A 25,907-nucleotide genomic window follows, 5' to 3' on the forward strand; every position below is an offset into this window, starting at 1 on the left:
CCCCGCCACGACCCCTTGACCCGAACGACCGCCGCCATGGGGCGGGCTGCGCCCTCCCCCCTCTGTCCGGGGGAATGTCAGAGGCCATTCCCCCGGAAAGACCGGGGAGGCTTCGCCCAAGGGGGCTTCCCCTGCGGGAAACGGGAAACCAAGGAGACCGACAATGACCGAACTTTCCAACTTCATCCGTTTCAACGAAGACGGCACCCTCAGCGGCAATATCGCATCCATCGCCTATGACATCGACGTCGCCGGCGAACCCTATGCCAGCACCAACAAGGACGCCCCGGTCTACCGCATCTTTGCCAAGTCCCCTCGCGGCCGACGCGTAGAACTCGGCGGTATCTGGAAGAAGAAGAACCAGAACGGCGGCGACTATCTCAGCCTCTCCGTCAGCACGGGCCACGGCAGGCTCAACGCCAATCTTGGCCGGTTCCCCGGTCAGGACGACGAAGACCTCATGGCTGTCATTCCGTGGGATTAATGGCGCGACCGAAACACTGGCCCTGCCCGAAGGGGAGCGATCCCCTTCGGCGTAAGCCGAACCTTCAAGGATGAACTCAGGAGGAGCAAATCGTGGACACGCCGAACACCGACACGCTGGGCGATGCGCTGGTGGAAAAGGGCTTTGCACCCAACGTTGGCCTTCTCGATATCAAAAATTCGCTGGCTGTCCCGCATGGCTTCGAGCTGCCCGAGCCGTGGAACCTGCCGTCGCGCATGTTCCGGCATCCCATCGAGGTTTGCCCTCCCGATGGAACGCAGCCGCGCAAAATCGGGCTTCGCCATCCCCTGCTGGCCGACCATCCCTATGTGCGGCATGTCGAAAACCTGTTGGGGTACGAGATAGACCGAAACGGCGCACCGAACCGCCACGGCTATTCGAGCGGCCCGACTGCGCGCTGGTGGCACGCCGTCGACCTGATCACGGCGCGGAAATGGCGCGAATTGCTGGCGACGCGGGAATTCACGGAGCGAGAGTGCATCATGCACGCCGTGGCCTTCGGGTGCCGCTATTCCCATCACGAGGACAAAAAGGCGTCGGGCTATATCTCCATCGCCGACGCCCGCAAGGTCATGGGCGCGGTCGGGGCGAGCGAACCCGGCGACCGAAGCGCCACCATCCGCGCTTTCTCTGCCCCGAGCGTCTGCCGTCAGGACAAGGGCAGCGAGCATTGGCCGATCAATACCGGCCGCCTGTCCGCCGAGGCCGAGGCGTGGGGAATGATCTTCGGCATCGAGGACGGCTGGCTTCGCTATGACCGCGCCGGTTTCCTCCAGTGGTCTGCGCTGGGCCGCGAGCGTTATGCGGCGGGCGATAGCGCCACCTACATGCAGGCCAGCGGCCAAGCCGCTTTCGCCTTTTGACGATGGCCCGAACGGAAAGGAAATCTCCAGTGAGCAAGCAGACAGTCACTATCATCCAAATATTCCGCGCCGAGCGCCTCATTAACGTCGAAGTCGATGCGGCAGATCACGAGAGCGCCATCGAGGGGTTCCAGAATGGCAGCGCCGAGGTTCCAGACTTTGACGATCCAAAGTGGACAACGGAGTGGAATTTGCAAAGCGAGGCCTACGAATGAGCCGCTACACCGTTACCCTTCTGAAAGGCGAGAGAACGGACGACGAGGCTGTCATCGGCTTCGACCCGCCGTTACGCACCTTCTTTCTTCAGGGCTTCGAGGCCGACGACGATTTCGGCACGCTGGAAATCTGGCTCGGCACGCTCTTGGAGGAATTCCCGACCTTGGAAGCGATCATTGAGGCGGCACGCCGGCAGCGCTACGAGGTCCGCGATCTCGATCATGCGGACATGATCGCAATGCTGGCAGAGGCGGGCCACGACTATGAGCCATCCATCGCCGAGAAGCTCGGTTTCATCCGGTAGCAAACCCGCCTGCCCCTCCTCCCGACGCGGAGGGGCAGCAGCGCCAGTGACCGCTTCGCACCCGCATCGAGCGGACGCGATGCGGTACGAGAGGAGCCCCAAAGCCCCTCCCCTCGCCCTCCCCTTCCCGCCCCGAAAAGCCCTCGCGTCAGGGGACGATACGGATTTCTGTCGCTCCCTTGGTTTTGGGATTTTGTCTCAATTCGCATTGGACATCGCGCGCGGCGCTGTCGCGTCTTGTAACTCCGGCGCATTCGCGCTAAATGTGGTTACGTAACCACAATTGTTGGAGGCTTGTTATGGGCATCACCACACTTTCAGGCCGGGAACTCAATCAGGACCTTGGCCGCGCAAAGCGCGCCGCCAACGGAGGGCCTGTCATCATCACCGACAGAGGGCGGCCAGCGCATGTCCTCTTGTCGTTCGACGAGTACAAGCGACTTACCGGCAAAATGCGGACGCTCGGTGACATGCTGGCCGCGCCGGGGGCGGAAGACGTCGACTTGCCTCTTCCGCAGCGAACCGAGCATGCCCAGCCGGTCGATCTGTCCTGATGCTGTTGCTCGATACCAATGTCGTGTCCGAGTTGCGCAAGGTTGCGAGCGGCAGGGCGCATCCCAACGTCGTGGTCTGGAACGAAACCGTCGATCCGGCCGAAACCTTCATTTCCTCTGTTGTGCTGCACGAACTGGAGATTGGTGTGCGGCTGGTGGAGCATAATGATCCCGCCGCCGGCAAAGTATTGCGCAACTGGCTCGAAAACATCGTCCTCACGACGTTTTCAGGCCGTATCCTGCCTCTGGACGAGGCGGCGGCCGTTCAGGCGGCCCGATGGCATGTGCCTGATCCAAAGCCTATCAACGACGCCTATATCGCGGCGACGGCGTTCACCCGTCGCATGACCCTGGTGACGCGCAATGTGAGAGATTTTGACGGCATGGGTGTCGCGCTCGTCAATCCGTGGGACCTCTCGGAATAGCATTCCGACGATTCGGTCCCGCCGTCATGTTCAGCGGTGGAAAGAGATTCTGAAATCGATTCATGCTTTCGCTTCCAACCAACACGGTTGGCTGTAGCCCTGCGCCTGGAACGTGTTCGATCCTTTGCGCCTATGCGCGGGGCTGCAATCGGTTTCTGTCAGCCCACACTCTTGTTCCGACTGTTTTGCGGTGATGAAGCCCGTTTTCCAGCCGTAGCGCCGTGAGGACGGCGCGGCCGCGGCCGCAGCGAACCGGCCTTGCCGGTGAGCGGAGCAGGCGGAGGAAACCCGCGCTCCCCAATTGCGCCGTAGGGTTTTCCGGAGCCTCGTGGGAAACGGGCGTTTTTCCATGATGGTGATCTTCTTCGGTATTCTGTTGGGCCACCGCCCGTTCCGGTCGGCCGCGCTCTATGCGAGCACGGAGCCAGCCTTCGGCCGTCTCTGCCGATCCCGGTAACGATCGCTTGTCCGTCGGTGGCTGGCGCCCCCGGTACTGAGGCCCGGCGACGGGCCGCATCATCTCTTTCGCCCCTGACATCGCCGGCCGCCCGGATCAAGGGGCAGGCGCGGCAAGCCGCTTGTCGCGTCGGGAAAAAAACGGCTTTCACCGCTGCGCGCCGAACCTTCCGTTTTTTCCCCGCCACGACCCCTTGACCCGAACGACCGCCGCCATGGGGCGGGCTGCGCCCTCCCCCCTCTGTCCGGGGGAATGTCAGAGGCCATTCCCCCGGAAAGACCGGGGAGGCTTCGCCCAAGGGGGCTTCCCTTCGGGATTTCGGGAAACATGGAGACAGAAAATGAGCACAGTCAAAGCCTTCCTGATCGAGCCGATGGCAGGCACCATTCGTCCGGTGACGATCAACCTTGAGGGCAGCTATGCCGAGATCAAGGATTTCGTGAAATGCGACATGATCGACATCGTCCGGGTGAACGGTCTCGACATTATCGTAGATGACAACGGACTGGGTGACACCGTGCCGTGCCTCACGGAAGTCGCGGGGGCGCCCACGCCGCTGGCCGGAAATCTTCTGGTCACCAAATCCGACAGGCTCGGCGAGCTGGCGGACGTAACCGAGGCTATCGAGGCGGTCGCCGCGCTTTTCGTCATTGCCCGTCCGGTTCTTCGCCCCGTCATCGTGGTGTCAGAGCGCCCCGGTGTCATCGCGGCCGAGATTGCCCGCGTCGAAATCATCCTCGACCGGAGCGCGCCGAAGGTTCTGGAGGCCGCCGAGGCTTGAGCGATGAAGGAAGCGGGGCGGCCCTGCCGTCCCGCTCCCCTCCCCGCCAGACGAAGCGATACCGCCGGAGGAACCCGCCATGGATGACCGGGAAGAACTGGAGCGCCTTAGGCGAAACCGAATCCCCTACTCTAACCCCCGAAGGTCGATGGCGGGCTGACTACCGCAACGCACAGCGCCAGCGCCGGCTTGCAGGTATTCAGCCCGATATGTTCGGCGCGCCAGCGACCGAGCATTTCCACCGGAATCCGAAGCCGCCCAAGGCAGAGGATTGGCCGCTCGATTATGACATCACGCGGTTTCACGATCTTTCGCCGGACGAGCAGAAACAGCAACTCGCCGCTGATCCCCATACGCCTTGGGCGCGGACGACCCGCAAGTCGCTGACCCCGGAGGAAAAGGCCGCGATGATCGCCAGCGCGGCGAACTGGCTCCGGCTCGGTCAGCGCGTGCGCATCACCGGCACGTCGCCGTCCATCGATGGCAGCAACGAACGCCGCGTCGGGCGCGTCGGCGTGGTCTGGCGATTGTGCAGCCCGACCTTCGCCGATTACGTCTATATCAATCTCGACCTGATTGGTCAGGAGCGCAGCGAAAAGGTGATTTTCATCGAATTGCGCGACGTGACGCCGATAGACGACAAAGAGGACTAGTCTGATGGAGAACACGACGAATAGCGCTGCCCGCGACAGAACCACCGAAACGACCGAATTGGAGTTTGCGCAGGCGGTAGCGAAGGAAATCGCCCGGCTGAAGGCCGAAGGCTATAGCAAAGCCTATATCTGCGAGAGGAGCTTTGAAATCGAGGACCGGATTCGCCAGCGCCTTGTTTGATGGCCTTGACGCGGAGGGCATGGCCGGCTCGGGAGACGGGGCCAGCCCGTCCATGCCGCGTGCCTGTCCCTTGCCGCGTCGAGCGGCGCGGAACAGGACGAGGGGTGCCCCGAAGCCCCACCCCTCGAACTCCCTGCCCGCCCCCGAAAAAGCGGAGCGCTGCGAGCGGGGGCAGTCGGTCCCGGCTCGCCCTGCGGGCCGCTATGCTGAGCCTCCTGCGGCTGCCCTCTATCCGCCCTCGCGCGACGAGAATTCCCGAAATCCCGCCCTGCGGACGGCGCGATGCTGATTTCTCCGATGCTCTCCATCATCCGAGGATCGCGCCTACTCGTTTCACGTCGCGGCGGCGCGTCCGGTGCGTTGCGCCCTCCCCTCCCCCGACGCAGTGTCGCTGCGCTATGCGAGACCGCCGACGAAGCCGCTCAATTCCTTCAACCGCACCATGGCAAGCCGCATCCGGCCGTTGCAGCCGCGCTTCTTGCAGCTCGCCTTCACTTCGATCTCATCGAGATAGAGCTGCGAGCGGTCCACCTCCGCGCAGATAATGGCGCGATCGATATAGGTGAGCCGTCCGCATTTGCGGCAAACCAGCTCAAGTTTCTGGTCATCAGCCAGATCGCGTACCTGGATCGTCGTCTTCCAGTTTCCCATCACCAGAAGTCCCCGCCGAGGGAATGCGCGTGTAGCTGATCTTGCCGCCGGCGTGGCCACCGGCGGGGGGCTTCCATTCGCCAAGGCTGACGATCGTGCCGGAATAGCGCGTGTTTAGTGCGTCGACGGCACTGTTCACCTTCTCCCATTTCCGCCGATCAGCATCGTCATTGTCGAGCATGTCGATCTGCCGTTCGTCCGCCGGCGAGAGATCATAGAGCGTGACCCCGACCCGGAAGATGGTCACGCCACGCGGATAGTCCCGGCGCACGCGCGCCCAAAGGGAGCGCAGCGCGGACAGGATGGCCTGGTCGTCGTTGACGACGGCCAGATGGTGCTTGCCCATCCACGATCCATCCGTCACCGACAACCAAAGCCAGACGCCGCCGGCGTAGAAATTCTCCCGGCGCAGGCGGCGGGCCGCCTTGGTCAGCAGCAGCCGGGAAATCTCGGATGCACCGGCGATCGTCCGGCCTTCGGGTGGCAGGACGCGCCCATGCCCGAACATGCCGCGCTTCTGCGGCGGTGCCTGGATGGCATAGCCATGCAGCGCGTACCAAAGGCGCTCTCCGTTCACATTGTTCCAGATCTTGCGCATGTGCTTGGCTTCGAGCGCATAAAGCTCCGCGGTGGTGAAGACCCTGTTGCGCGCCAGCCGCCCGATCATGCTTGCGCCGACGCCCGGAATGTCCTTCAGCGCGACGCGCAGCAGCGGCGCGGGCATGTCCGAAGGTCTCCAGATCGCTAGGCCATTGCCATAGCTGCCCAGTCGCCGGCTCTCCTCTTTGCCCTGCTTGCACGCGATCTTCGCCAACTGGCGGTTCGCCGCGAAACCGATCGAACTCGTGATATACGTCCCGATGTTCGTGGCGATCGCCGTCTTGATCCGGGCGGCTAGCAGCTCGGGGTCGCGCTGGCCGCTTTCGTCGAGGACGCAGGTCAGGTCGTCGATGCTCTTGGCGGTGTCGATGGCGATGACGGTTTCGATCTCGCAGAGCAGCGCATTGTGGGCGCGCCGGTATAGGTCCGGCTTCTGGGGAACGAGGATCAGGTCGGGACAGACCTGCTTGGCCTCCCGGATCGGCATCACGTTCTTGACGCCGGCGGCCTTGGCTTCCTTTGAGCAGGCGATGACGGCCGTGCGATCCGTCCCGGCGAACGGCACGACGCCGACCGGGCGGCCGCGGAGACGAGGGTCCGCCTGTTGCTCCACCGAGGCAAAGAACCCATCGAAATCAAGGTAAAGCCGCTCGATGTCGTCAGGTTTTCGCATGGCCGGCTCCGCAAGAAATATCGGGCGAGCAGGGTCGGCCCATGTGCTTATACGCGCATAGGAATAATCGCTCGGGATGGGTATATGTTCCTATTTTGTTCTGCTTTGGATTTAGAGTCAATCCGTCTCGTTTGTGATCCTGTGGATGGGAGGGGCCACCGCCCGTCCCGGTCGGCCGCGCTCTATGCGCGCACGGAGCCAGCCGGAGGCCGTCTCCGCCGATCCCGGTAACGATCGCTTGTCCAACGGGCGCTGCGCGCCCGCGAGCGAGGCCCGTTCCGGGCCGCTTTGTTTGTCTCGCCCCTGACATCGCCGGCCGCCCGGATCAAGGGGCAGGCGCGGCAAAGCCGCTTGTCGCGTCGGAAAAAAAACGGCTTTCACCGCTGCGCGCCAAACCTTCCGTTTTTTCCCCGCCACGACCCCTTGACCCGAACGACCGCCGCCGTGGGGCGGGCTGCGCCCTCCCCCCTCTGTCCGGGGGAATGTCAGAGGCCATTCCCCCGGAAAGACCGGGGAGGCTTCGCCCAAGGGGGCTTCCCCTGCGGGAAACGGGAAACCAAGGAGACCGACAATGACCGATACCAATGCAGCAACCGAAACCATCATGGTGGCGCTGAACAAGCTCGACCGCGACCCTCTGAACGTGCGCAAGACCTATAGCAAGGAAGGCATCGAGGAACTGGCCGCGACCATTCGCGGTGACGGCTACCGTATTCTGCAGAACCTCGTCGTCCGCAAAGGCGACAAACGGGGGCGCTTCTTCGTGACAGCCGGCGGTCGGCGCCATGCCGCGCTCGACCTTCTGGCAGAATTGGGCGAGATTGCGAAGGATTTCGCGGTCGAATGCAAGGAGCGCAGCGCCGCCGAGGCGACCGAAATCAGCCTCATCGAAAACACGCAGCGGGAAGCCATGCACCCGGTCGATGAATACGAGGCGTTCCGCGTCATGGCCGACGCCGGAAAGTCCGTCGAGGATATCGCCGCCCGTTTCGGCACCACCGAGGTCATGGTGCGCAAGCGCCTCGCCCTGGGCCGTGTCGCCCCTGCCCTGCTCGAACTTTACCGCAACGAAAATATCAGCTTCCAGCAGCTTACGGCCTTCACCGTGTCTGATGATCACGAAAGGCAGGTGGAAGTCTGGAATAGCTTGCCGTCGTGGAATTGCGATCACCGCGCCATTCGTGCGGCCCTGCAAGGCGAAGCCTTAAAGGCCACCGACAAGCGCGTGAAATTCATCGGCGGGCTCGACGCCTATGAAGCCGCTGGTGGAGCCGTCAAGCGCGATCTCTTCGATGAGCAGAACGGCGGCTACGCGCTAGACGTCGCTCTTGTCGAAAAGCTTGTCGGCGACCGGCTTGAAGCCGAGGCCGAAACAGTTCGCCGGGAAGGCTGGAAATGGGTGGAGGTCGTGCCGGTCATCCCGGACGAAGCCCATCGCATGCACCGCGTTTATCCCACCGACGTTCCGTTGACAGACGAGGAACAGGCAGAGGAGGAACGGCTGGAACACGAACATGACGAGCTGGCGGAGCAGATCGAGGAAGGGGTGGCCGACGGCGAGGCCGAGCCGCGCATCGAAGCCATTCGGGCGAGGCTGGCGGTTTTATCGACGGCGCAGGAAGCCTACACCTCGGAGGACATCGCCAAGGCCGGTTGCTATGTCACGATGGACTATTACGGCAACGTCGAAATCGAGCGCGGTCTTGTCCGGCCCGATGATGAAGTCGAGGCCGGAGACGAGGGGGAAGACGGCGACGAAAGCGCCGAAGGCGATAACGAGGAGACGGAGGCAGGTGAGATGACGGTTGCACAGCAGCCCGAACAGCGCCCCGAACCGACGTTCAAAATTCCTGCCCTGCTTGTGCAGGAGCTTACGGCGCAGAAGACCGCCGCCATCCGGGCCGAGCTTGCGCATAATCCGGACGTCGCCCTCGCCGTCGTGGTGCATGCCATGCTGGTGAACCTCTTCGGCAACTACGGCGGCAATGAGTACACGTCCCTTGAGGTAACGGTGAAAAGCGAACGGCTGGAAAACAGCATTGCCAATCCAGCGGAGTGCAAGGGCATCGTGGCGCTGGACGAACTCAAGGAAAACTACGGGCATACCATTCCGGGCAGGCCGAGCGATCTTCTGGAATGGTGCCTTGAGCAGCCGACGTCAACGCTTCTCGACCTCCTGGCCTATGCGGCGGCAAAGTCCGTCAATGCAGTGCAACACCCGCACTATGAGCGGAAGTCGCAGCGCGCCCATGCCGAACGGCTGGCACAGGCCCTCAAGATCGACATGACGCAGTGGTACGAACCGACCGGCGAAAACTACTTCGGCCGGATCAGCAAGATCGGGATCAAGCAGGCGGTCACCGAAGCCGCTGGCGAGGATTTCGCGCTCGGCGTTCCCGGCATGGAGAAGGCGAAAGCCGTGGAATATGCGGAACGGAAGATCACCGGGACCGGATGGCTGCCCGCGCCGGTGCGGATTGCTCTCACCGCCGAGCAGGAGCGCGAGCGGATGGCGGAGGCCGATGGCGATGATGACGGCGTTTGCCCGTTCGACATCGATGACAAGCCGAACGCCGAACACCAGCAGTTCCCCGAAGCAGCCGAGTAATCGGTTGCGGCAGGTCGCGCCAGTCTCCGGCGCGGCCTGCACCTTTCGCTGAATTTCCGAAAACCAGCCGCAATGAGACGCCGGGCATCGCCCCGGCGAGTGGCGAAATGCGCCCTGCGGCCCTGCCCGTCCCAGGTGATCCCATGACCTCTCCCCGTCTCAATGCCATCGTCAAGCTGCTTGAAACCTGCCGCTATAAGCACGACCTCTACACCGTCTTCGGCGACTGGTGCGAATGCTCCGCCATTTCCATGAGCAACGCCGTCGATCTGGTGAACTTCGAGAAGCGCGAGGTGCGCTATCTCGAAATCGCCCGAAAGTATGACAGCGAAACGATGGGCAATTTCTCACGGATATTGGGCGAAGTGGTCATGGCGCTGGAAGAGAAGCCGCAGGACATTTTGGGCATGACGTTTCACGCGCTCGAATTGCACAACAAGGCGAGGGGGCAATTCTTCACGCCATATCCCATCTGCCAATTGATGGCCCGGATCACCGCCGGGAGCGCCGAGGACGTGCAGCAGGCGATTGCCAAGCGCGGTTTCATGCTCGCGCAGGAACCAGCCGTGGGCAGCGGAGCGATGATCATTGCGCTGGCCGAAGCCATCCTTGAGGCGGGTTTCAACTACCAGCAGCTTCTCCATGTGACCGCCGTGGACATCGACCCGCGCGCCGTCCACATGGCCTATATCCAGTTTTCGCTCCTGCATATTCCGGCGACCGTCATCGCGGGCGACAGTCTGGCAATGCGGTTTCGGGAGGAATGGCACACGATGGCCCATGTCATGGGCGGGTGGTCTGCCAAGTTGCGGTACGCAAGGGAAAACGTCGGGGCAGGGGCAGAGGAGGGGGCACTTCCCATTGCTGCGCCGCGCCGGGCTGCCGTGGTCGCGGGTGGCTCCGCCGCACCGAAGGAAGAGGCATCCTCGCCGGTCATCGAGAGGAATGGGCAACTGCGCCTGTTCTGAATTGCAGGGTACAGGCTAGAAGCTCCGACCGGATTGACCGGCCGGAGCTACTTCGAGAGGGGGGCTGGCCGGCCCCTCTCAATCTCTCCCCCATGGAGGAAGGGGCAAGCCCCCTCCTCCAAACCGCCTCCCAAAGGGAAGGGCAAGCCCCTCCCTTGAACCCACCCATGGGAAAGGGGACGGTTCCCTCCTCCCTTTCCCCAAACCCCTATCCCTCTCCCTAGGACGAGACCTCGCGTCTGTGGGTTTCTGGGCGGGTTAGATTCGTGGATCAGCACGAGGTTTTGCGACTTAACAGCTGTTAAGTTCCGACCGATGCGGCCAATCATATCGCCGAAAAAGCTGTGCCGTCTCAGCTGAACTTAACAGCTGTTAAGTCGCAAATTTCTGATCACTCGAATTCCATAATAGAGATATGTGTGCCTCCGCACGCTGCCTGCGTTAACCGTTCATTAACGAAAAACACCTTGAAGAATCGGATTCTGTCTGGCATCCATGACGGAAATGATCGCGTATCGCGTCCAAAACCGTCAAGAGGAATAAATGCTTCAACCGGCTTCTCGAAGCGTCACCGATACCGCATCGAAGATCGGCAATTATACGTCGAAGCTGTCGGCGGAACTGCATGAAATGCGCGAAGGATTCTATCCGCCGACCGCGAAGAAGACGTTCGCGCGCACATTCTCGACGACCGACCTCGTTCGACTGCTGAATGTTCCTGAAAGCACGCTGCGGCAGCTTACCATCGCAGGGAAGGGGCCAGTACCTGAGCGGGCCGACAATAATCGACGCACCTATACCGTTGAACAGGTGAAAGAGCTACGCGCGTTTCTCGCGGAGCTTCGTCCGGACGATGCCCAAACCCTGTTGCCTCATCGTCGTGCGGGGGAGAAACTGCAGATAATCGCGACAGCGAACTTCAAGGGCGGCAGTTCCAAAACGACGACCTCCATCCACCTTGCCCATTTTCTTGGCCTTCAAGGCTATCGCGTTCTTTGCATTGACCTCGACCCCCAAGCGTCGATGACGGCATTGTTCGGCCTCCAGCCAGAATTCGATCTTGGCGAGAATGAAACGGCCTATGCTGCGATCCGGTACGATAACGACCGGCGGCCGCTGGCAGACGTTATCCGGACCACGTATTTTCCGGGTGTCGATCTCGTCCCTGGAAACCTGGAACTCATGGACTTTGAGTTCGACACCCCTTCCTACCTCACGCAGAAAAATCGTGATGATCTCGGTCTGTTCTTTGAACGGCTCAACAATGCGATCTCAGGCGTAGAGGATCGATATGACATCGTAATTCTCGATACGCCGCCGTCGCTCGGCTATTCCACGCTTGCAGCACTCTATGCGGCTACGTCCCTGATCATCACGGTCCATCCCGCCATGCTGGATGTTGCGTCGTGCAATCAGTTTCTCATCATGATTTCCGATCTCAGTGAAACCTTGGCGCAGTTCGGTGCCCGGTTCGAGCACGACTTTTTCCGCTTCCTGCTCACTCGCGTAAATCCGAACGATGGGCCGCAGAAATATATGGCGGGTGTTATGCGCCGTCTTTTTGGAAGCGACGTTCTGGTTGCCGATGCCTTGGAATCGACCGCCATCGCCGGTGCGGCGGTCGCTAAGAAGACTCTTTACGAGCTTGAAGCGGGCGAGGTTGGCCGAGAAGCGCTCAAGCGGGCCATCGAGAGCGCCGACCGCGTTAATTTCGAAATCCTTGAACTCGTTCACAAGGTTTGGGGGCGTAGCGCATGAAGAAGAGCATACTCCAACGGATGGCGGCGGATGCCGAAAATCGCGGTGATGCGGCTCCCGCAAGCGATGGGACCGACAGGATTGGACTTACTCGTCGCCACTCGTCGCCAGTCATTTCCAACGTGGGAAGGGCGCTTTCCCATCTCAGCGAAGACGTCATTGTTTCTCTCGATCCGTCGAAAGTGGACGCTTCGCCCTTCAAGGACAGGTTTGAGTACGATGCGGAAGCCGATGAAAAATTCGGTGCCTTAAAGTTCTCAATTGCCACGGAAGGCCAGAGAATCCCAGTCCTTGTCCGGCCTCATCCAACCAAGAGCGATCACTATCAACTGGCTTATGGGCGCCGTAGGCGCGACGCCATTTTGGCGATCATGGCGGAAGCTGATCGTCCTGAAACCATCAAGATCAAGGCCTATGTGCGAGACCTGACCGATCGCCAGTTGATCGAGGAGCAGACGCTTGAGAATGGTCCAAGAGAGGATCTCAGCTGGATCGAAAAAGCTATGTGGGCCGTGCAGCTGAAAAGCAGCGGCATCTCTCAGCGTGAAACAGCTTCCATCATGGGGCTATCCGAGGTCACGGTCTCACAAATGTTCCGCGTAACGTCCGCGATTCCGGAAGACATCATCTTTGCAATAGGCCGCGCACAGGCAGCGGGTCGCCCGAAATGGACTGCGTTTGCAGAGCTGCTGAAAGACGCGAGCAAGGTTGACGCCGTCCGAAAAATTGTCCCCACGGCGGAGTTTCAACAGGCAGATGGTGCCGAGCGTATTTCCCAGGCAATGCGTGCGACTACGTCGCCGGTGTCTCAGGTGGAAGAACACGTTAAGGAAGAAATTCTTGATTTCGTTATGGGCGGCCGCGTTTTCGGCCGCATGAAGTCTACCTTATCGGGAACGACCGTGACGATCCCGAAAAAGGAGCAGGTCTTTGCGCGGTGGCTGGCAGAACGAATGCCGGAGCTGATGCGTGAGTTCAACGCGGCCGATCCTTCGCAGTAAGCGGGTTTCGGCTGAGAAAATCAATTGGTCGGAAGGAGAGACCGCCGCAAAAGAAAAAGACCCCCAAAGCGTTACCGCCGTGGAAGTCTTCCTCTGATCTAAGCACCCAGAGAATCGCATTTCCACGAATCACAGTCAAGAGTCTTTGGCGCCGTTTTGGTGAGTGGATTTCTTTTGCCTTTTGAGAGGTGAAGGAAAATGCAGATAGGACGTGTAGCAACGCCACACGGGCGGCCGATGACGCTTGCCTTGGTGAGAGGCCAGCTCGAAACGGCTGATCGCCGCCCGAGCAAGGCGGTCAACAAATGGAAGGTCTTCAACGACATCGCCGAGACGAAGGACGTTTTCGGCCTTCAGGATCGTTCAATCACGGTGCTGCAGGCGCTGCTGAGTTTCTATCCAAGCGACGAGCTTTGCGATGAAAGCGGCGGCCTGGTCGTGTTCCCATCAAACAGCCAGTTGTCCATGCGCGCCCACGGCATTGCCGGCACGACCTTGCGCCGACACCTCGCGGCGCTGGTGGACGCCGGTTTGATCCAACGTCGCGATAGCCCGAACGGTAAGCGCTATGCTCACCGGGGCAGGGGAGGGGAGATCGAGGCCGCATTTGGCTTCAGCCTGGCGCCCCTGCTTGCCCGTGCGAGCGAGTTGGCCAGCCTTGCGCAGCAGGTCGCCGCAGAGCGCCTTCAGTTCAAGCGCGCCAAAGAAGCGTTGTCGCTTTGCCGGCGCGATGTCCGTAAGCTCATCTCCGCAGCCATGGAAGAGGGCGCTGATGGTGATTGGGCGACGATCGAAGCTATGTTCACCGGCCTCCTGGCGCGTCTCCCGCGCTCGCCTCACCGCGACGACGTCGACGCGGTGCTCGACGAAATGGTGCTTTTGCGCGAGGAAATCATCAACCGCTTGGAAATTCAAGTAAAAGCAGAAAAAACGGACGTCAATGACCACCATAACGGTCGTCACATACAGAATTCAAAACCCGAATCCTTCCGTGAACTTGAACCTCGCTCAGGAAACGAGCGGGGCGAGAAGCCGAGCCAGAAACCGAAACGGATCGCCGAGCCGCTGAAGGCATTCCCGTTATCGATGGTGCTGAGAGCGTGCCGGCAGATTGCCGATTACGCGGCGGGCGGCCGAATAGACGGTTGGCGCGACCTGATGGGGGCCGCCGTCATGGTCCGGTCGATGCTGGGCGTCAGCCCGTCGGCCTATCAGGAGGCGTGCGAGGTGATGGGGCCTGAAAATGCCGCGGTTGCCGTCGCCTGCATCCTGGAGCGCGCCGAACAGATCACTTCCCCCGGCGGCTACCTGCGCGATCTCACCCGCAAGGCGGCGCGCGGCGAATTCGGCCTTGGGCCGATGCTGATGGCCGCGCTCAGGGCGAATGGCGGAGGCGAGAAGCGAAGCGCATGATCGCCCGCTTCTCGGCCGTTTCAGGAAATGTCGGGGATCCGGGCGGCGATTTTCAGGAGATAGTCATCGATGGCTTCCTCGATGTAGCTGTTGAACTTGCGCCGCTCGATAGCGGCGAGGATCTTCAGCTTCTTGTGGACCTCGGCGCGGATATGGATGCCGGTTGTGACCTTTTCAGTATCGCGGAAGCGCTTGCCGGCGATTGGATCGCGGCTTTCGCCCTTGGCGACCAGGTCGCGGAACTGGGTCCGGCCGGCCGCCGCGATTGGCGCTGCGCCGCCATCACCGTCGGTTTTCGCCGGGGGAGGAGAGGCCATGGGCTTTTCGCGAACGGATGGCCGGTCGCGGCCGGTCGAGATCAGCCCGAGGACGAGATTTTTGCTGTCCGATCCTTCGCTCATAGCAGAGCCTCTTTCGCCGTCGACCTGTAGAGGGTGAGCAGCTCGCCGAGGAGCATTTCCATCTCGGCGATGGCCTTCGGGTCGGATTTCGTGGCGGTCTGGAGCGTGCCGGCGGCGCCGATCGACTGATAGGCGGCGCGCCGGGCGATTGGCTGCGTCGAAAGGGCGACGCCGCTCTCCCGCAGGATTTCGCGCAGAGGCTCGTGGGCCTTGGCGCGGCCGGTGACGAGATCGTGCTGGTTGATGACGATCATCGCCGGCAGCTTGCGCTTCTGGTCTTCCTCGACCACCGGGATATGGTTCAGCGCGAGCTGCATTCCGGCCACCACATCGTCCTGGGTCGTCTGCAGCGGGATCAGAACGATGTCGGCGCAGTAGAGACCGGCGAACAGGTTTTCGTTCGTGGTTCCCTCGATATCGATGAAGACGATCTTTCCTTCGAATTGGCGCTCCAGCGCCAGCTTGTAGATCCGGTTCGGGTCGAGGCAGCTTTCCGCTTCCAACCGGTCCGGCCAGACGTTCACCTGCTTCGACATGGTGACCCAGCGCATCGTGTTCGCCCGGCTGTCGGCATCGATGAGGAAGACGTCGTTGCCGGCATGGGCGGCGGTGCCTGACAGCGCCCGGACGAGCGTGGTCTTTCCGGTCCCGCCCTTCGGGTTGGCGATGGTGACAATCATGATGGCTCCTTCATTGTGATAAACTATATTTAACTCTCTAGTTCTCTTTCCGCAACGAAGTCATTGCCCGTTCACCGTTGACCATTGTTGATTAACGATTGATGACTGCCCACCGACAACGGGCAACGGTGAACGGGCAATCATCAATTGACCGTTGATAATGATCAATTTCCCGCTGGTAACTAACCGTTGTTAATGGATAATTGCCAATTAGCCGCGATGTCACTGTTAACCAGAGCGCGGGTAACGGGCAATTGTTCATGGGGAGACGCTTTGGCATAGGCGCCGGTCGTGTCGGGTGAGTCGAGAGCGCCTGCCTCTATGAGGCTGCATCTGTTGAATAAAATATAGTTTAGTTTTCTGTGGCAGGATAGTCAAGTTTGTGGTACAAACTCGACGTCGCCCCGCCTCCGGCAGGGCAGTGGTTCGCGCCTTCTGGCGCTCCGGGTCGCCTCCGGCAACCTGGCAAGCGGGAAGGAAAAGATGCGGAGCGAGGTGTTGAGGGTCCGACTGCAGCCAGAGGAGCGCGATGCGCTCGCCGCGCTGTGCGAGGAAGGGCGCACCGCCAGCGACGTCATCCGGCTGCTGTTTCGCGAACAGGCGGGCCTTCCGCTCCCGGTGGGGCCAGCTGAGGCCGACGCCCTGCGGGGGACGAACGAGGAGCTGCGGCGCATCGGCATCAACCTCAACCAGGCGGTCCGGGCGATGAACGAGGGTCGCGTAGGTTACGAACCGCATCTCGACGCGGCCCTGCGCACCCTCCTCGATGGCGTGTTCCGGCTGCGCGCCGACGTCGATCTGATGCTGCGGATCAGCCGCAAGGAGCGGAGGGAAGCTGGCCGTGGCGCATGACTGGTCCGGACTGCTTAGTGAGATCGAGGCTTTTTCCGCCCGCCGCGCCACGTCGTTGATCGACGAGGAAGAGGAGTTGCGTCGCCGGCGCGCGATCGGGGTCGCCCTGTCGGGCGGGGAGCCGCCGCGCCGATTTGTAGCCAAGGGCATCGCGAGCAAGGGGCACCCTGGCGCGGTGTCGAGAAGCGAGCCGACAATCGTGTCGATCCTGCAAGCTCCGCTGTCATCGCAACAGGGCGTCATTGCGCTGGTCGGAGCTTTGGGTGCAGGCGACCAGAGGGGGGATGATGACGAGCTGGAGAAGTTGGCCGGCGGGGGAGGGGGCGGGGCGTCCTTTGCAGCAGCGCCGCGTGTCGCCCGTCCTCTGAGCGCGCGGGGCGCAGCGAAGGACAGGTCCAAAGCAGAGACGGCGAGCCGCGCGGCGATCGCCGCCGGTGCGCAGCCGGTGGTGATCAAGGTGACGTCGACCGTATCGAGCCGGGCGTCGGCTGCTGGCCTGATGACCTATCTTGGCACACGGGAAGTCGAGAACGAAATCGGCGAGAAGGGCAAGGTGGATATCCCGGTTTACGATCAGGATGGCCTTGCCATCACCAGCCGCGAAGAGCGCGCCGCCGCGCTCGCGGAGTGGGGCGCGGATTTTCGCGATGCCTATGCGGTCAACGCGCTGGCGACCTTTTCCGTCACCCTTTCCGATGAGGTCGACGACGACACGCTCCACGATGCCCTGAACGCCGCCTTCGGGTCGAAGCCCTTCCTCTATTCGCGGCATCCGGATGGCAAGGTCTCGATCTATGCGGTGACCGATCTGCCGGCGAAGAAAATCGCCGGCGCGTTAAAGGCACGCGAGAAAGGCGAGGGGCCGGCGCGCGCCTTGGAAAATGCAGAGTCCAATTTCGCGCGCCGGCTGGCTCATGCCGGCGTCTCGGCCGAGGTTCGCATTCTCGGTGCAGCCGTCTCGGAGAAATCCGGCCGCTACTTTCTGGAAAAGTTCCTGCGCACCGAGAAGGCCGTCACCACCAGCGAAGGCGATCCGATAAAGCGCGGTTCCAGCGTCAAGGAAAAGGCCGATGGCATCTGGCGGGTCTGGTCCTCGCACATTCGCACCGTCGAGCCGCGCAATGCTTTCCATATCATCTTCTCGGCGCGGGCGGGAACCGAGCCGGAGGCGATGAGCCGCGCCGTCCGGGATTTCCTCAGCGAGCAGGTTGCCGGTCACCGCTGGATCACGGCGTATCACCGGGAAACCGGCCATGTTCATGTCCATGCGATGATCTCGGCGCGCGACGATGTCGGCAAGGCGCTGCGGCTCACCAAACCGGAGCTGTACGAATGGCGCGAGCGCTTCGCGGCAAAGGCGCGGGAGCAGGGCATCGCCATGGTCGCCACCCGGCGCGCGGATGTGGCCGCCACGCGGCCTTATAGCCAGGCGCAGGCCGGCGCCTATGAGCGCGGCAGACAAGATCCCCGCTATCTCAAGACGGCGGCTGTCACCAATCGCGTCGAGCGAAAACGCGCCGGCGTCGTCGACCGTGTGTCGCTCACCAATGGCAACCTCGCGCTTGCCCCGAAATGGCAGGCGACCGCGAGCGCCCTGCAGCGGGCCGGCGCGGCGCCTTCCGTGATCGCGGCGGCCGACCGGTTCGCAGCCGCGGCCACCGCTCAAGCGCCGCAAGCTGCTGCGCGTGCCAGCGGCTTCGTCCTGCTCCGGTTGGAAGTCGAACAGACCTTGGAACGCGAGACGGTGGCTGTCGTTATCGAGGGCGCCGTCGGCATCGAGGCCAAGTTGATCTCCGCCGAGGGGAAGTCCGTCCAGATCCTGGCGCCCACGACCGCGAGCGTCAGCAAGATCGAGCGCGAGCTGGCCAAGCACAACGAGGAGTTCGGCCCCGGTCCCGAGATGCGTTCCGTCGCCGGAGATATCCAGGCGCGGTTGCTGGCGCATGGATTGCGCGCCGCCGTCGTTGTCGAGGCAGCCGGCTCCGCGAAGCATGGTGCGCCGTCGCCTTGGCTGCAGAAGAAATTCGATGCCTTGGCCGAGCGGTCCGGTGCGCCGCCGAACGAGCCATTGGCGGAATTCAAAACCCTGATCGCAACCATCCAACAGCAGAAGGAGAAGACTATGCCCCTATCGTTGGAACAGTTCGACGAGCGCGTCTCGCGGGCGAATAGATCCATGGACCGCCTGGAGACGATGGTCGACAGCAGTGCAGAGCGTCAGGCCGTCGAGGAGATGCGCAAGGAAATCTCCGCGCTGTTCGAAGAGCAGCGTCGTGACATCCAGATGCAACAGATGCGCTCGGTCACCGACACAGCGGGGGCAGGGGGCACGCCGGCGCCGGCGCGCGTCGACGAGACCCGCGCCCATGACCGGCCGGCGCCGGCAACCGTCGATCCCGCGATTGCCGCCCAGCAGCAGGCAATCGCCGCCGGTCGCGCTTCTCGCGCGGCACGAGAACAGGCCGGTGCGTCGAAAGTTGCCCAGGACGAGCAGCGACAGCAGATCCTCCGGCAAGCGGAACAGGAGCGCCAGCGCGGCAACGATAGGGACGGAGCCGAACGGTAGCCGTTCGAATCTACTCTTCCATCAGGCCGTCGAACACTTCCAGGAGGGCGTTGACGATGGCCTGGCCAAGCGCATTGGCCGAGGCGGCAATCTCATCATCGCCCTGGTCTCGGGTAGCGATCGCAAGGTTGCCGCCCTCCTCGGCGACAATCGCCTTCGCCCGCTCGATGGCCCAAAGGGCGAAATCGCTCCGGTTGGAGATCGTCATCGTCTCAGTGGTCTCATCCATGGCGTTTACTCTCCGTCGGCGCAGCACAACCCGCTGTCAGTTTCCCTCTTGATGAATTCCAGCCATATCGCTTGGCGGGTATCGGGGGAACCGTCTTCAGAATTTGACCTTGCGACTGAATTCATTCGGCATTTTTGCGTCTGAATGTTTGCGCCGCGCCGCGTGATCGCCTAGACTCACGGGTGAAGCAGTGACGCGCTGCTTTAGGGCGTGGAAACCCTTGTACACGGGTACGAGTGCCGACCTGCAACGGCACTATCTCCTTGACCTTATGGTCGGGGAGCCTGCGGCGTATGCAACAGGTTCTCCGAACTAAAGGCCGTGGGGATCGTGTGTACACGGTTTTCCAACTCCCCGATCACCAGGGGTCAAAGAGCAGTAGCGGGGGCGTACCGCAAGCTCTTGGAGGAAACCGAGTGTCAGCATCACCCTCCTTCACATTGTATACCTATTCGCCCGAGCTTCAGCGGGTGGAAGCGCGCTGGCGCGACGATGGTATTGGCGATGCGTTTTTCGGAAACGCCGAGGCCGCCCGCGCCGCAATCGTCGAGCTGCGCGATGCGGTTGCTCACGAGCCGGGCTACGACTGCCCGCCAATGCGGCTTGAGCAAATCGATACCGTGCCGGTGACGAAGGAAGCCATCCTCGCGCTGCTCAATGATGGAGTCGGCGCCATCGTCAAAAGCTACCACATCATCGAGACGATCGGAGGAGAATGAAATGGCGAAGATCCCCGACCCGATCGACGTGGAAGTCGGTGGAAAGATCAAGGCGCAGCGCCGGCTGGTGGGCATGAGCCAGGATACCCTGGCCGCGAGGCTCGGCGTTACCTTCCAGCAGATTCAGAAATACGAGAAAGGCACCAACCGGGTCAGTTCGAGCCGCCTAGCAGTGATCGCGCAGACCTTTGGCGTCCCGCCCGCCTTCTTCTTTCTGGGATCGACATTTGATGCTGGTCAAGCCGCCGCGGCCGCTGCTCCCGAGCTGGTCAGCTTCATCGACACCAACGAGGGGCGCGACCTCAATGTGGCGTTCGCGCGGATCAGCTCAAAAACCATGCGCAGAAAAGTCGTTGGCTTGGTCACGGCGCTCGCCGCCGCTCTGCCCAGCGCGGAGAAAGACCCCGGCCTTTAGCACCGCCCGTATGGAAATTCGTGAGACGGCTTCTTGAAATTTGCTGCATTGCAGCATACACTGAGATTGTCGGAGCTGCACTCCTCCTCCCAGCGGCTCCGGGCGACTGACAACCCTCCTCCTCCCAGTTGTCAGTCAGAATCGAAGCCCGGTGCATCTCCTCCCGCACCGGGCTTTTTCATGCCTTCATTTGCGCGATGGGCAAGAGTTGGCCGAGTCCAGCGTTTCCGGAGGCGGGCAGTATAAATGCAACTGTTGATAAAGCGGCTTCTTGCGTTCGCAAGCTAAAGGATGGACTCCCAAACATACCATCTTGCGCTTAAGACTGATCGTACTTTGCAGTGGAAATGGGAAGATGTTCCCGTTATGTTCCTTTTTGAACTGATGGGAGATTTCAATGGCAAAGCCATACGCTTCTGAACTGGCTCGATTGCAGGAAACCCTTCGATGGTCAGCTTCGACTGACATCGAATCCCTGAAAAATGCGGTCAAGACCGCCGGCCTCTCGCCGTTGTCTGCCATCGGATCTGGAGGGTCGCTGACGGCCGCAAATGTGCTCGCAGCGTTGCACCAGTCATTCACCGGCAAGCCTGGCCTGGTTCAAACTCCGCTCGAAGCAGCAAACGCGAACTTGGATGTGTCCGTCAGTCAGTGGCTTTTAAGCGCTGGAGGAAGCAACGTCGATATCAATGCCGCTGCGGTTTCCCTCATTGAGAGAGAACATCGGCAGGTCGCCGTGATGTGTGGCCGGCCCGGCAGCCCGATCACCGAAATTTGCGAACGTCACCCCTTCGTTGATCTTTTATTGTTTCCGCCACCTGCAGGAAAAGACGGTTTCCTTGCGACGAACTCCCTCGTCGGCTTTTCGGCCCTGCTTGCCCGCGCGTACACTTCAGTCTTTGATCCAATCGCGTCCTGGGAAGATGTCGCTTCCACCGTCGAGCCATTTGCGGACAGCAGTTCAGGTCGGGTGGAAAGTTGGCGGGATGCCGCCGAGGTGCTTTGGGGCCGGTCCACTACGGTTGTGCTATACGGGCCTTCGACAAAGATTGGTGCGGTCGATCTGGAATCGAAGTTCACGGAGGCGGCCCTTGGCGTAGTGCAACTGGCGGACTATCGAAACTTTGCCCATGGTCGCCATCATTGGTTAGCTAAGCGTGGGCAGGAAACCGCAGTCCTCGCGTTCATCACAGATGAGGACAGGGCGATCGCCGAACGAACGTTGGCCCTGATTCCTACAGAGATCCCGATTGCGAAGCTCGAGATTAGTGGTCAAGGGCCGGCCGTGCTTCTGGGGTCTCTGCTGGCAGCGCTACACGTTACAGGTTGGGCGGGTCTTGCGCGGGCCATAGATCCTGGCCAGCCAGGCGTCCCTGATTTCGGTCGAAAGCTGTATCATCTCAATTTTCCGAGCAAAGGCCGGAAAAAAGCCTCAGAGGTTCGGGCCAAAAGTGCCAATGCCGCGATCGAACGTAAGACCGGAGAGTCGATCCGACGGCTCGAAGAACGAAAGACGCTATCTCACTGGCAAGATGCGCTGGCCACATTTGTTGGCCAGCTGCAGTCAACTACCTTTGGGGGCGTAATTCTCGACTATGATGGTACGGTTGTCGATACACGACATCGCTTTCATCCGGCACGTCCTGAAATCGTCGCCGAATTGGAGAAGATCGCAAGAAGTGACGCGACGTTGGCGATCGCCACCGGACGAGGAGTGTCAGTCAGGAAGGACTTGAGGGCAGTGCTTCCTGAGGAGTTCTGGTCACGGGTTTTCATTGGATATTACAACGGCGCAATGATCGGAACGCTCAGTGACGACAGCGTGCCCGATGGGACGGATGAAGTATGCCCGGAACTCAAAGACCTGGCTGAAGCCTTCGCCACGAGCGATGAGCTGGCGGGCTCTGCAAAGCAGACGAACCGACGCTACCAGATTACCCTCGAACCCCGTCAGTTCATGGCCGAGAACCGACTTTGGGACATTGTCCACCAATTGATCCTGCGCACCGGCTGCCGGGAGGCCATCGTTACCAGATCAAGCCATTCTGTAGATATCATTGCAAGTGGTGTCAGCAAAACCAACGTCATAAATCAGATTCAGGAGCGTTTGCCGGGCCGTCAAATTCTCACGATTGGCGACCGCGGCCGCTGGCCTGGCAACGACTACGACCTGTTGAATGCCCCGATGGGTCTCAGCGTCGATGAGGTCAGCGTCGATCCAATGACCTGCTGGAACCTCGCGGAACCCGGGCAACGCGGAGTAGCGGTTACTCGAAACTATCTCGAGGCACTCGAAGCCGTTGATGGTGGTCTGCGATTTCGTAAGGGGACTTTCCGGTGAATGAAGATCTCGGCCTGAGGGTCCTCAGCGAAATCATGCAATGGAACGATGACGAAGCGCGGAGAGAGTTCGACTGGCTCCGGTTGATGGCGCGTCTCAAATACGATGGCTATCGCGACTTCCAGGCCGGTATGCGTTTCATCGAAAGCCTCGCAACTTGGCTTCAGCAGTTCAATATCGCGGAAGAGAGAAAGACAGCCTACGATTTTGTCCGCAATGCGCTTGTCTATGTCGGACCGAGTGAAATGCAGAGACTGGTTGAACAGCTTTATCCGAAGATAGTGCGCGACAGGCTGGTGCGGATGGTTGCACAGGAGCGCGGCATTCCCCCTTATCGCATCTACGCAGACGAAGAGGCGAGCAAGGCAGTCGAGCGTCTGCGCCGGCAGACGCTATTCATGGGTCTGAGTGATGGAGCACGCATCGACGGTTTGCGCCACAGCAATGTCGGACTGTTAACCAACGAACAGCTGGTGGTCTCAACCCAGCTGGACACGGAAAAATGGCAAGACCTTCTCAGCAATCTTGAGGATGGTCTTCAGGACAAGGAAGCCAAGTTCAAGCTCGTCTATTTGATCGACGATTTCATGGGCACAGGCACGTCCTTTCTTCGGTACAACGACGAAAAAAAGAAGTGGTCGGGTAAGCTGACGAAATTCAAGGAATCGATCGAGCTTGCTCGAAAGAGCCTCGATGGAAAGCAAATATTTGCGGACAATTGGCATCTCTGCATTCACCACTACATCGGCACGCACGCGGCCTCGACGGTTATGAAAGAACGAGCAGCGCAGGCAAAAGCGGCGTTGCAGTCGGACGGCTGGGCGTCGGAAGTTCATTTCTCTTTCGGAACGATCCTCCCTGAGGCGCTTCCGATCGACGCTCATGGGAATGACTTTCAAAGATTCATTGAACTGACGAAAACCTATTATGACCCGGCAATTCGTACAAAGCACACTGACGTTGGCGGCAAAACACATCTTGGGCTCGGTTACGGCGGCTGCGCCCTTCCCTTAATCCTCGACCACAATACTCCAAACAATTCCGTAGCTCTGCTATGGGCGGAGACCGACGGCGGAAAATGCGAGGGGGGTGCGGATGCACCGCCAATGAGCCCCTTGTTTCGGCGCCGGCAAAGACATGTATAGGTGAGATTTGGTAAACCCGTTTGAGAAACGCGCAACGGAGTATCTCCAGCAGGACGAGGCGTTTCTGGCAGTTGTGACGCCGGAACCCCTTTCGACGTTCTTCGAGAAGCCAGCCCAGGAGGGGAGGCTCTACGACCGCCTCGCGATGGTCATTGGAACGCCTGGGAGTGGCAAGACCACCTTGGCGCGTCTCTTTAAGTATTCGACGCTACGGATCCTTTTGAGAAACCGTGGGTTTGAAACTTACAAGAACCTCATCGATGGTCTTTCCGCCTGTAGCGCGATCAAGGACGGGCAACCTGCCGTAATCGGGTGCCGGATCTCACTCGAGAGCGAGTATCGCGAGTTCTGGGAGTTTCCCTATCCGGACACGCTTAAGGCCTCGCTTACCGTGGCACTCCTTCAGGCGCGCGCTGTTCTGGCCTGGCTCAGAGATGCGCAGGCAGCCGGTATTCCGTTGGAAGACATTGACATTGTTGCACGACCTGACGCGGAGGCGGCGCTTGAAGCGATCGGCGGAGCCAACGGTGTCGGCCTGCAGCGACGGGCGCGCGAGATGGAAACTGCGATCTATGAGATTTCTGCGGCGCTGGTGCCACCCGATATAGATGAGGTCGAACAGAACGCCGCCGCCACCGCCTATCGTCCTCTCGACGTCATTGACGCGTTTAGGGTGAAGGACGGTAATGAATTCCTTCAGCTCACGCCACTCGTCGTGTTCGACGACGCGCACTACCTGCACCCGAGCCAGCTTTTGGCGCTCCAGCGGTGGCTCGCCCGCCGGGAGCTTCGGGTTGCACGATGGATCCTCACCCGCCTGGATGCACTCGCACCGGCGGATGTTTTGATCGAAGGGCAGAATGTTTTTGAAGAGGATGAGCCTGGATTGAAGCGCGCCAGAGAGGTGACGACCATCTGGATGCAAAGCAGCGAGGGGCGCGCGAGCCAGCGTCGCGCGTTCCGCAAAATGGCAAAGGACATGGCCGGGCGATATCTCAGCCAAATGGAAGTCTTCAATCGGAGGGGCCTCAACACGCTTGGCGATCTACTTTCAACTCACATCGAAACGCTAGCGCCCTCCAAGGTCGAGAAACTGGCGAAGAAGGTTGCTGCAATCCAGCGCCGATACTCAATCACCGCCGAACGGCGGGCAATCCTTGAGCGAGAGGTCGTCGACTATCTCGATAAAGGCGGGGAAAATTCCGAGGATATGAAGCTATCGCTGCTCTCTATTCTTCTGGAGCGCTACGCGAACAGAACGCCGCAGCGCGGCCTTTTCGAAGACGAGCCGGAAGTGGACGTGGAACCGTCAAAGCCGCTGACCGCGGGCGCAGCAGTAGCCGATGGCGCGAGGATTCATCTCCTCCATCAGTTCGATCGTCCCTATTATTACGGCATCGATGCGCTGTGTGACGCAAGTTCCGAGAACGCCGAGCAGTTTCTCCACTTGGCGGCTCGGCTCGTTGCGCAATCGGAGACACAACTCATTCGGTCGAAATCGCCGACCCTCTCCAGTCAAGTCCAGCATAACCTTTTGAGAGAGCGCGCCGACGAGATGATACGCGGTTGGGATTTCCCACTCCATCACCTTGTCCGTCGACTATCGCAGGGCATCGCGGATCAATGTATCGTCAAGAGCCTCGAAGGCAATGCTCCGTTGAACGGTGGCGCGAACGCCTTCGGCATTCCCCAAGAAGACTTCGACCAGATCCCGAAACTGTATCCGGACCTAGCGAAGGTTCTGCAGTTCGGGGTCGCATACAATGCCTTTGTGCTGATCCCCAATCACAGCACGAAAAACCGCAACTGGTGCCTCGTGGAGCTGTCCGGCGTCTTGCTGATCCGAAGCGGGTTGACCCTGAAGAGGGGTGGCTTCCTGGAGCGGCGTGTCGAGGACCTCGTGCGTTTGACTGAAGAGGCGTCATGATGGCTCGAGACTGGCGATGGG

Annotated in this window: 26 protein-coding genes; 21 read left to right on the plus strand and 5 right to left on the minus strand. The window is 60.8% G+C overall.

Annotated elements, in window-relative coordinates; translation table 11 throughout:
* Positions 1-163 precede the first annotated feature (163 nt).
* The 9 genes from GB927_RS31180 to GB927_RS31220 all read left to right on the plus strand — a co-directional run bounded on the left by GB927_RS31180 (position 164) and on the right by GB927_RS31220 (position 4,939).
* Positions 164-484 carry a DUF736 domain-containing protein gene (locus GB927_RS31180; protein WP_256121129.1) on the plus strand — a complete coding sequence of 107 codons (321 nt, stop codon included), beginning with the start codon at positions 164-166 and terminating at the stop codon, positions 482-484.
* Positions 485-576: 92 nt separating this feature from the next.
* Positions 577-1,368 (plus strand): hypothetical protein, encoded by a 792-nt coding sequence (locus GB927_RS31185; protein WP_256121130.1) that lies wholly within the window; start codon positions 577-579, stop codon positions 1,366-1,368.
* A gap of 29 nt (positions 1,369-1,397) precedes the next feature.
* Positions 1,398-1,583: a hypothetical protein gene (locus GB927_RS31190; protein WP_256121131.1), complete on the plus strand. Its 186-nt coding sequence runs from the start codon at positions 1,398-1,400 to the stop codon at positions 1,581-1,583.
* Positions 1,580-1,888: a hypothetical protein gene (locus GB927_RS31195; RefSeq protein WP_256121133.1), complete on the plus strand. Its 309-nt coding sequence runs from the start codon at positions 1,580-1,582 to the stop codon at positions 1,886-1,888. Before GB927_RS31190 ends, GB927_RS31195 begins: the two co-directional genes overlap by 4 nt.
* A 299-nt stretch (positions 1,889-2,187) precedes the next feature.
* On the plus strand, positions 2,188-2,442 hold the full coding sequence (locus GB927_RS31200; protein WP_256121134.1) for a type II toxin-antitoxin system Phd/YefM family antitoxin: 255 nt from the start codon (positions 2,188-2,190) through the stop codon (positions 2,440-2,442).
* Positions 2,442-2,867 (plus strand): type II toxin-antitoxin system VapC family toxin, encoded by a 426-nt coding sequence (locus tag GB927_RS31205; protein ID WP_256121135.1) that lies wholly within the window; start codon positions 2,442-2,444, stop codon positions 2,865-2,867. Before GB927_RS31200 ends, GB927_RS31205 begins: the two co-directional genes overlap by 1 nt.
* A 797-nt stretch (positions 2,868-3,664) precedes the next feature.
* The gene (locus GB927_RS31210) at positions 3,665-4,105 is read left to right on the plus strand and encodes a DUF3846 domain-containing protein (RefSeq protein ID WP_256121136.1); all 441 of its coding nucleotides are present in this window, start codon (positions 3,665-3,667) and stop codon (positions 4,103-4,105) included.
* Positions 4,106-4,188: 83 nt separating this feature from the next.
* Positions 4,189-4,758 (plus strand): hypothetical protein, encoded by a 570-nt coding sequence (locus GB927_RS31215; RefSeq protein WP_256121137.1) that lies wholly within the window; start codon positions 4,189-4,191, stop codon positions 4,756-4,758.
* A 4-nt stretch (positions 4,759-4,762) separates the two neighbouring features.
* Positions 4,763-4,939, plus strand: coding sequence for a hypothetical protein (locus tag GB927_RS31220; protein ID WP_156334192.1), 177 nt, complete (start codon positions 4,763-4,765; stop codon positions 4,937-4,939).
* Positions 4,940-5,335: 396 nt separating this feature from the next.
* Here the strand turns inward: GB927_RS31220 and GB927_RS31225 are convergent, their stop codons facing one another.
* Positions 5,336-5,590, minus strand: a complete 255-nt coding sequence (locus GB927_RS31225; RefSeq protein WP_256121138.1) for a hypothetical protein — start codon at positions 5,588-5,590, stop codon at positions 5,336-5,338.
* On the minus strand, positions 5,547-6,863 hold the full coding sequence (locus GB927_RS31230; RefSeq protein WP_256121139.1) for a Y-family DNA polymerase: 1,317 nt from the start codon (positions 6,861-6,863) through the stop codon (positions 5,547-5,549). The genes GB927_RS31225 and GB927_RS31230 overlap by 44 nt, the downstream gene beginning before the upstream one ends.
* A 571-nt stretch (positions 6,864-7,434) precedes the next feature.
* On the opposite strand from GB927_RS31230, the gene GB927_RS31235 reads away from it, so the two are divergent.
* The 5 genes from GB927_RS31235 to repC all read left to right on the plus strand — a co-directional run bounded on the left by GB927_RS31235 (position 7,435) and on the right by repC (position 14,611).
* Positions 7,435-9,471: a ParB N-terminal domain-containing protein gene (locus tag GB927_RS31235; RefSeq protein WP_500809275.1), complete on the plus strand. Its 2,037-nt coding sequence runs from the start codon at positions 7,435-7,437 to the stop codon at positions 9,469-9,471.
* 107 nt (positions 9,472-9,578) lie between these two features.
* Complete coding sequence (locus tag GB927_RS31240) at positions 9,579-10,439, plus strand: N-6 DNA methylase (RefSeq protein ID WP_256121141.1); 861 nt, start codon at positions 9,579-9,581, stop codon at positions 10,437-10,439.
* Between the two features lie 543 nt (positions 10,440-10,982).
* Positions 10,983-12,197 (plus strand): plasmid partitioning protein RepA, encoded by a 1,215-nt coding sequence (gene repA / locus GB927_RS31245; RefSeq protein WP_256121142.1) that lies wholly within the window; start codon positions 10,983-10,985, stop codon positions 12,195-12,197.
* Positions 12,194-13,198, plus strand: a complete 1,005-nt coding sequence (repB, locus tag GB927_RS31250; RefSeq protein ID WP_256121143.1) for a plasmid partitioning protein RepB — start codon at positions 12,194-12,196, stop codon at positions 13,196-13,198. Before repA ends, repB begins: the two co-directional genes overlap by 4 nt.
* A gap of 198 nt (positions 13,199-13,396) precedes the next feature.
* Complete coding sequence (gene repC, locus GB927_RS31255) at positions 13,397-14,611, plus strand: plasmid replication protein RepC (RefSeq protein ID WP_256121144.1); 1,215 nt, start codon at positions 13,397-13,399, stop codon at positions 14,609-14,611.
* 20 nt (positions 14,612-14,631) lie between these two features.
* Here the strand turns inward: repC and GB927_RS31260 are convergent, their stop codons facing one another.
* Positions 14,632-15,012: a hypothetical protein gene (locus GB927_RS31260; RefSeq protein WP_256121145.1), complete on the minus strand. Its 381-nt coding sequence runs from the start codon at positions 15,010-15,012 to the stop codon at positions 14,632-14,634.
* Positions 15,009-15,692, minus strand: a complete 684-nt coding sequence (locus tag GB927_RS31265) for a ParA family protein (RefSeq protein WP_256121146.1) — start codon at positions 15,690-15,692, stop codon at positions 15,009-15,011. Before GB927_RS31265 ends, GB927_RS31260 begins: the two co-directional genes overlap by 4 nt.
* A gap of 483 nt (positions 15,693-16,175) precedes the next feature.
* On the opposite strand from GB927_RS31265, the gene GB927_RS31270 reads away from it, so the two are divergent.
* Positions 16,176-16,544, plus strand: coding sequence for a MobC family plasmid mobilization relaxosome protein (locus GB927_RS31270; protein ID WP_256121147.1), 369 nt, complete (start codon positions 16,176-16,178; stop codon positions 16,542-16,544).
* Positions 16,534-19,110, plus strand: a complete 2,577-nt coding sequence (locus GB927_RS31275) for a relaxase/mobilization nuclease domain-containing protein (RefSeq protein WP_256121148.1) — start codon at positions 16,534-16,536, stop codon at positions 19,108-19,110. The genes GB927_RS31270 and GB927_RS31275 overlap by 11 nt, the downstream gene beginning before the upstream one ends.
* A 10-nt stretch (positions 19,111-19,120) precedes the next feature.
* On the opposite strand, the gene GB927_RS31280 is transcribed toward GB927_RS31275, so the two are convergent.
* Positions 19,121-19,339, minus strand: coding sequence for a hypothetical protein (locus tag GB927_RS31280; RefSeq protein WP_256121149.1), 219 nt, complete (start codon positions 19,337-19,339; stop codon positions 19,121-19,123).
* Between the two features lie 416 nt (positions 19,340-19,755).
* Between GB927_RS31280 and GB927_RS31285 the strand changes: the two genes are divergently transcribed.
* The 5 genes from GB927_RS31285 (at position 19,756) to GB927_RS31305 (ending at position 25,886) form a co-directional block, all read left to right on the plus strand.
* Entirely contained in the window at positions 19,756-20,058 is a 303-nt protein-coding gene (locus GB927_RS31285) for a hypothetical protein (RefSeq protein ID WP_256121150.1), read from the plus strand.
* 1 nt (position 20,059) lies between these two features.
* Entirely contained in the window at positions 20,060-20,473 is a 414-nt protein-coding gene (locus GB927_RS31290) for a helix-turn-helix domain-containing protein (protein ID WP_256121151.1), read from the plus strand.
* Positions 20,474-20,870: 397 nt separating this feature from the next.
* Positions 20,871-22,814: an HAD family hydrolase gene (locus GB927_RS31295; protein WP_256121152.1), complete on the plus strand. Its 1,944-nt coding sequence runs from the start codon at positions 20,871-20,873 to the stop codon at positions 22,812-22,814.
* On the plus strand, positions 22,811-23,959 hold the full coding sequence (locus GB927_RS31300) for a phosphoribosyltransferase-like protein (RefSeq protein ID WP_256121153.1): 1,149 nt from the start codon (positions 22,811-22,813) through the stop codon (positions 23,957-23,959). The genes GB927_RS31295 and GB927_RS31300 overlap by 4 nt, the downstream gene beginning before the upstream one ends.
* 7 nt (positions 23,960-23,966) lie before the next feature.
* On the plus strand, positions 23,967-25,886 hold the full coding sequence (locus GB927_RS31305; RefSeq protein ID WP_256121154.1) for a hypothetical protein: 1,920 nt from the start codon (positions 23,967-23,969) through the stop codon (positions 25,884-25,886).
* The last annotated feature ends 21 nt before the right edge of the window (positions 25,887-25,907 follow it).

Origin of the sequence: Shinella lacus (genome assembly GCF_010994755.1) — a bacterium.
GTDB lineage: Bacteria > Pseudomonadota > Alphaproteobacteria > Rhizobiales > Rhizobiaceae > Shinella > Shinella lacus.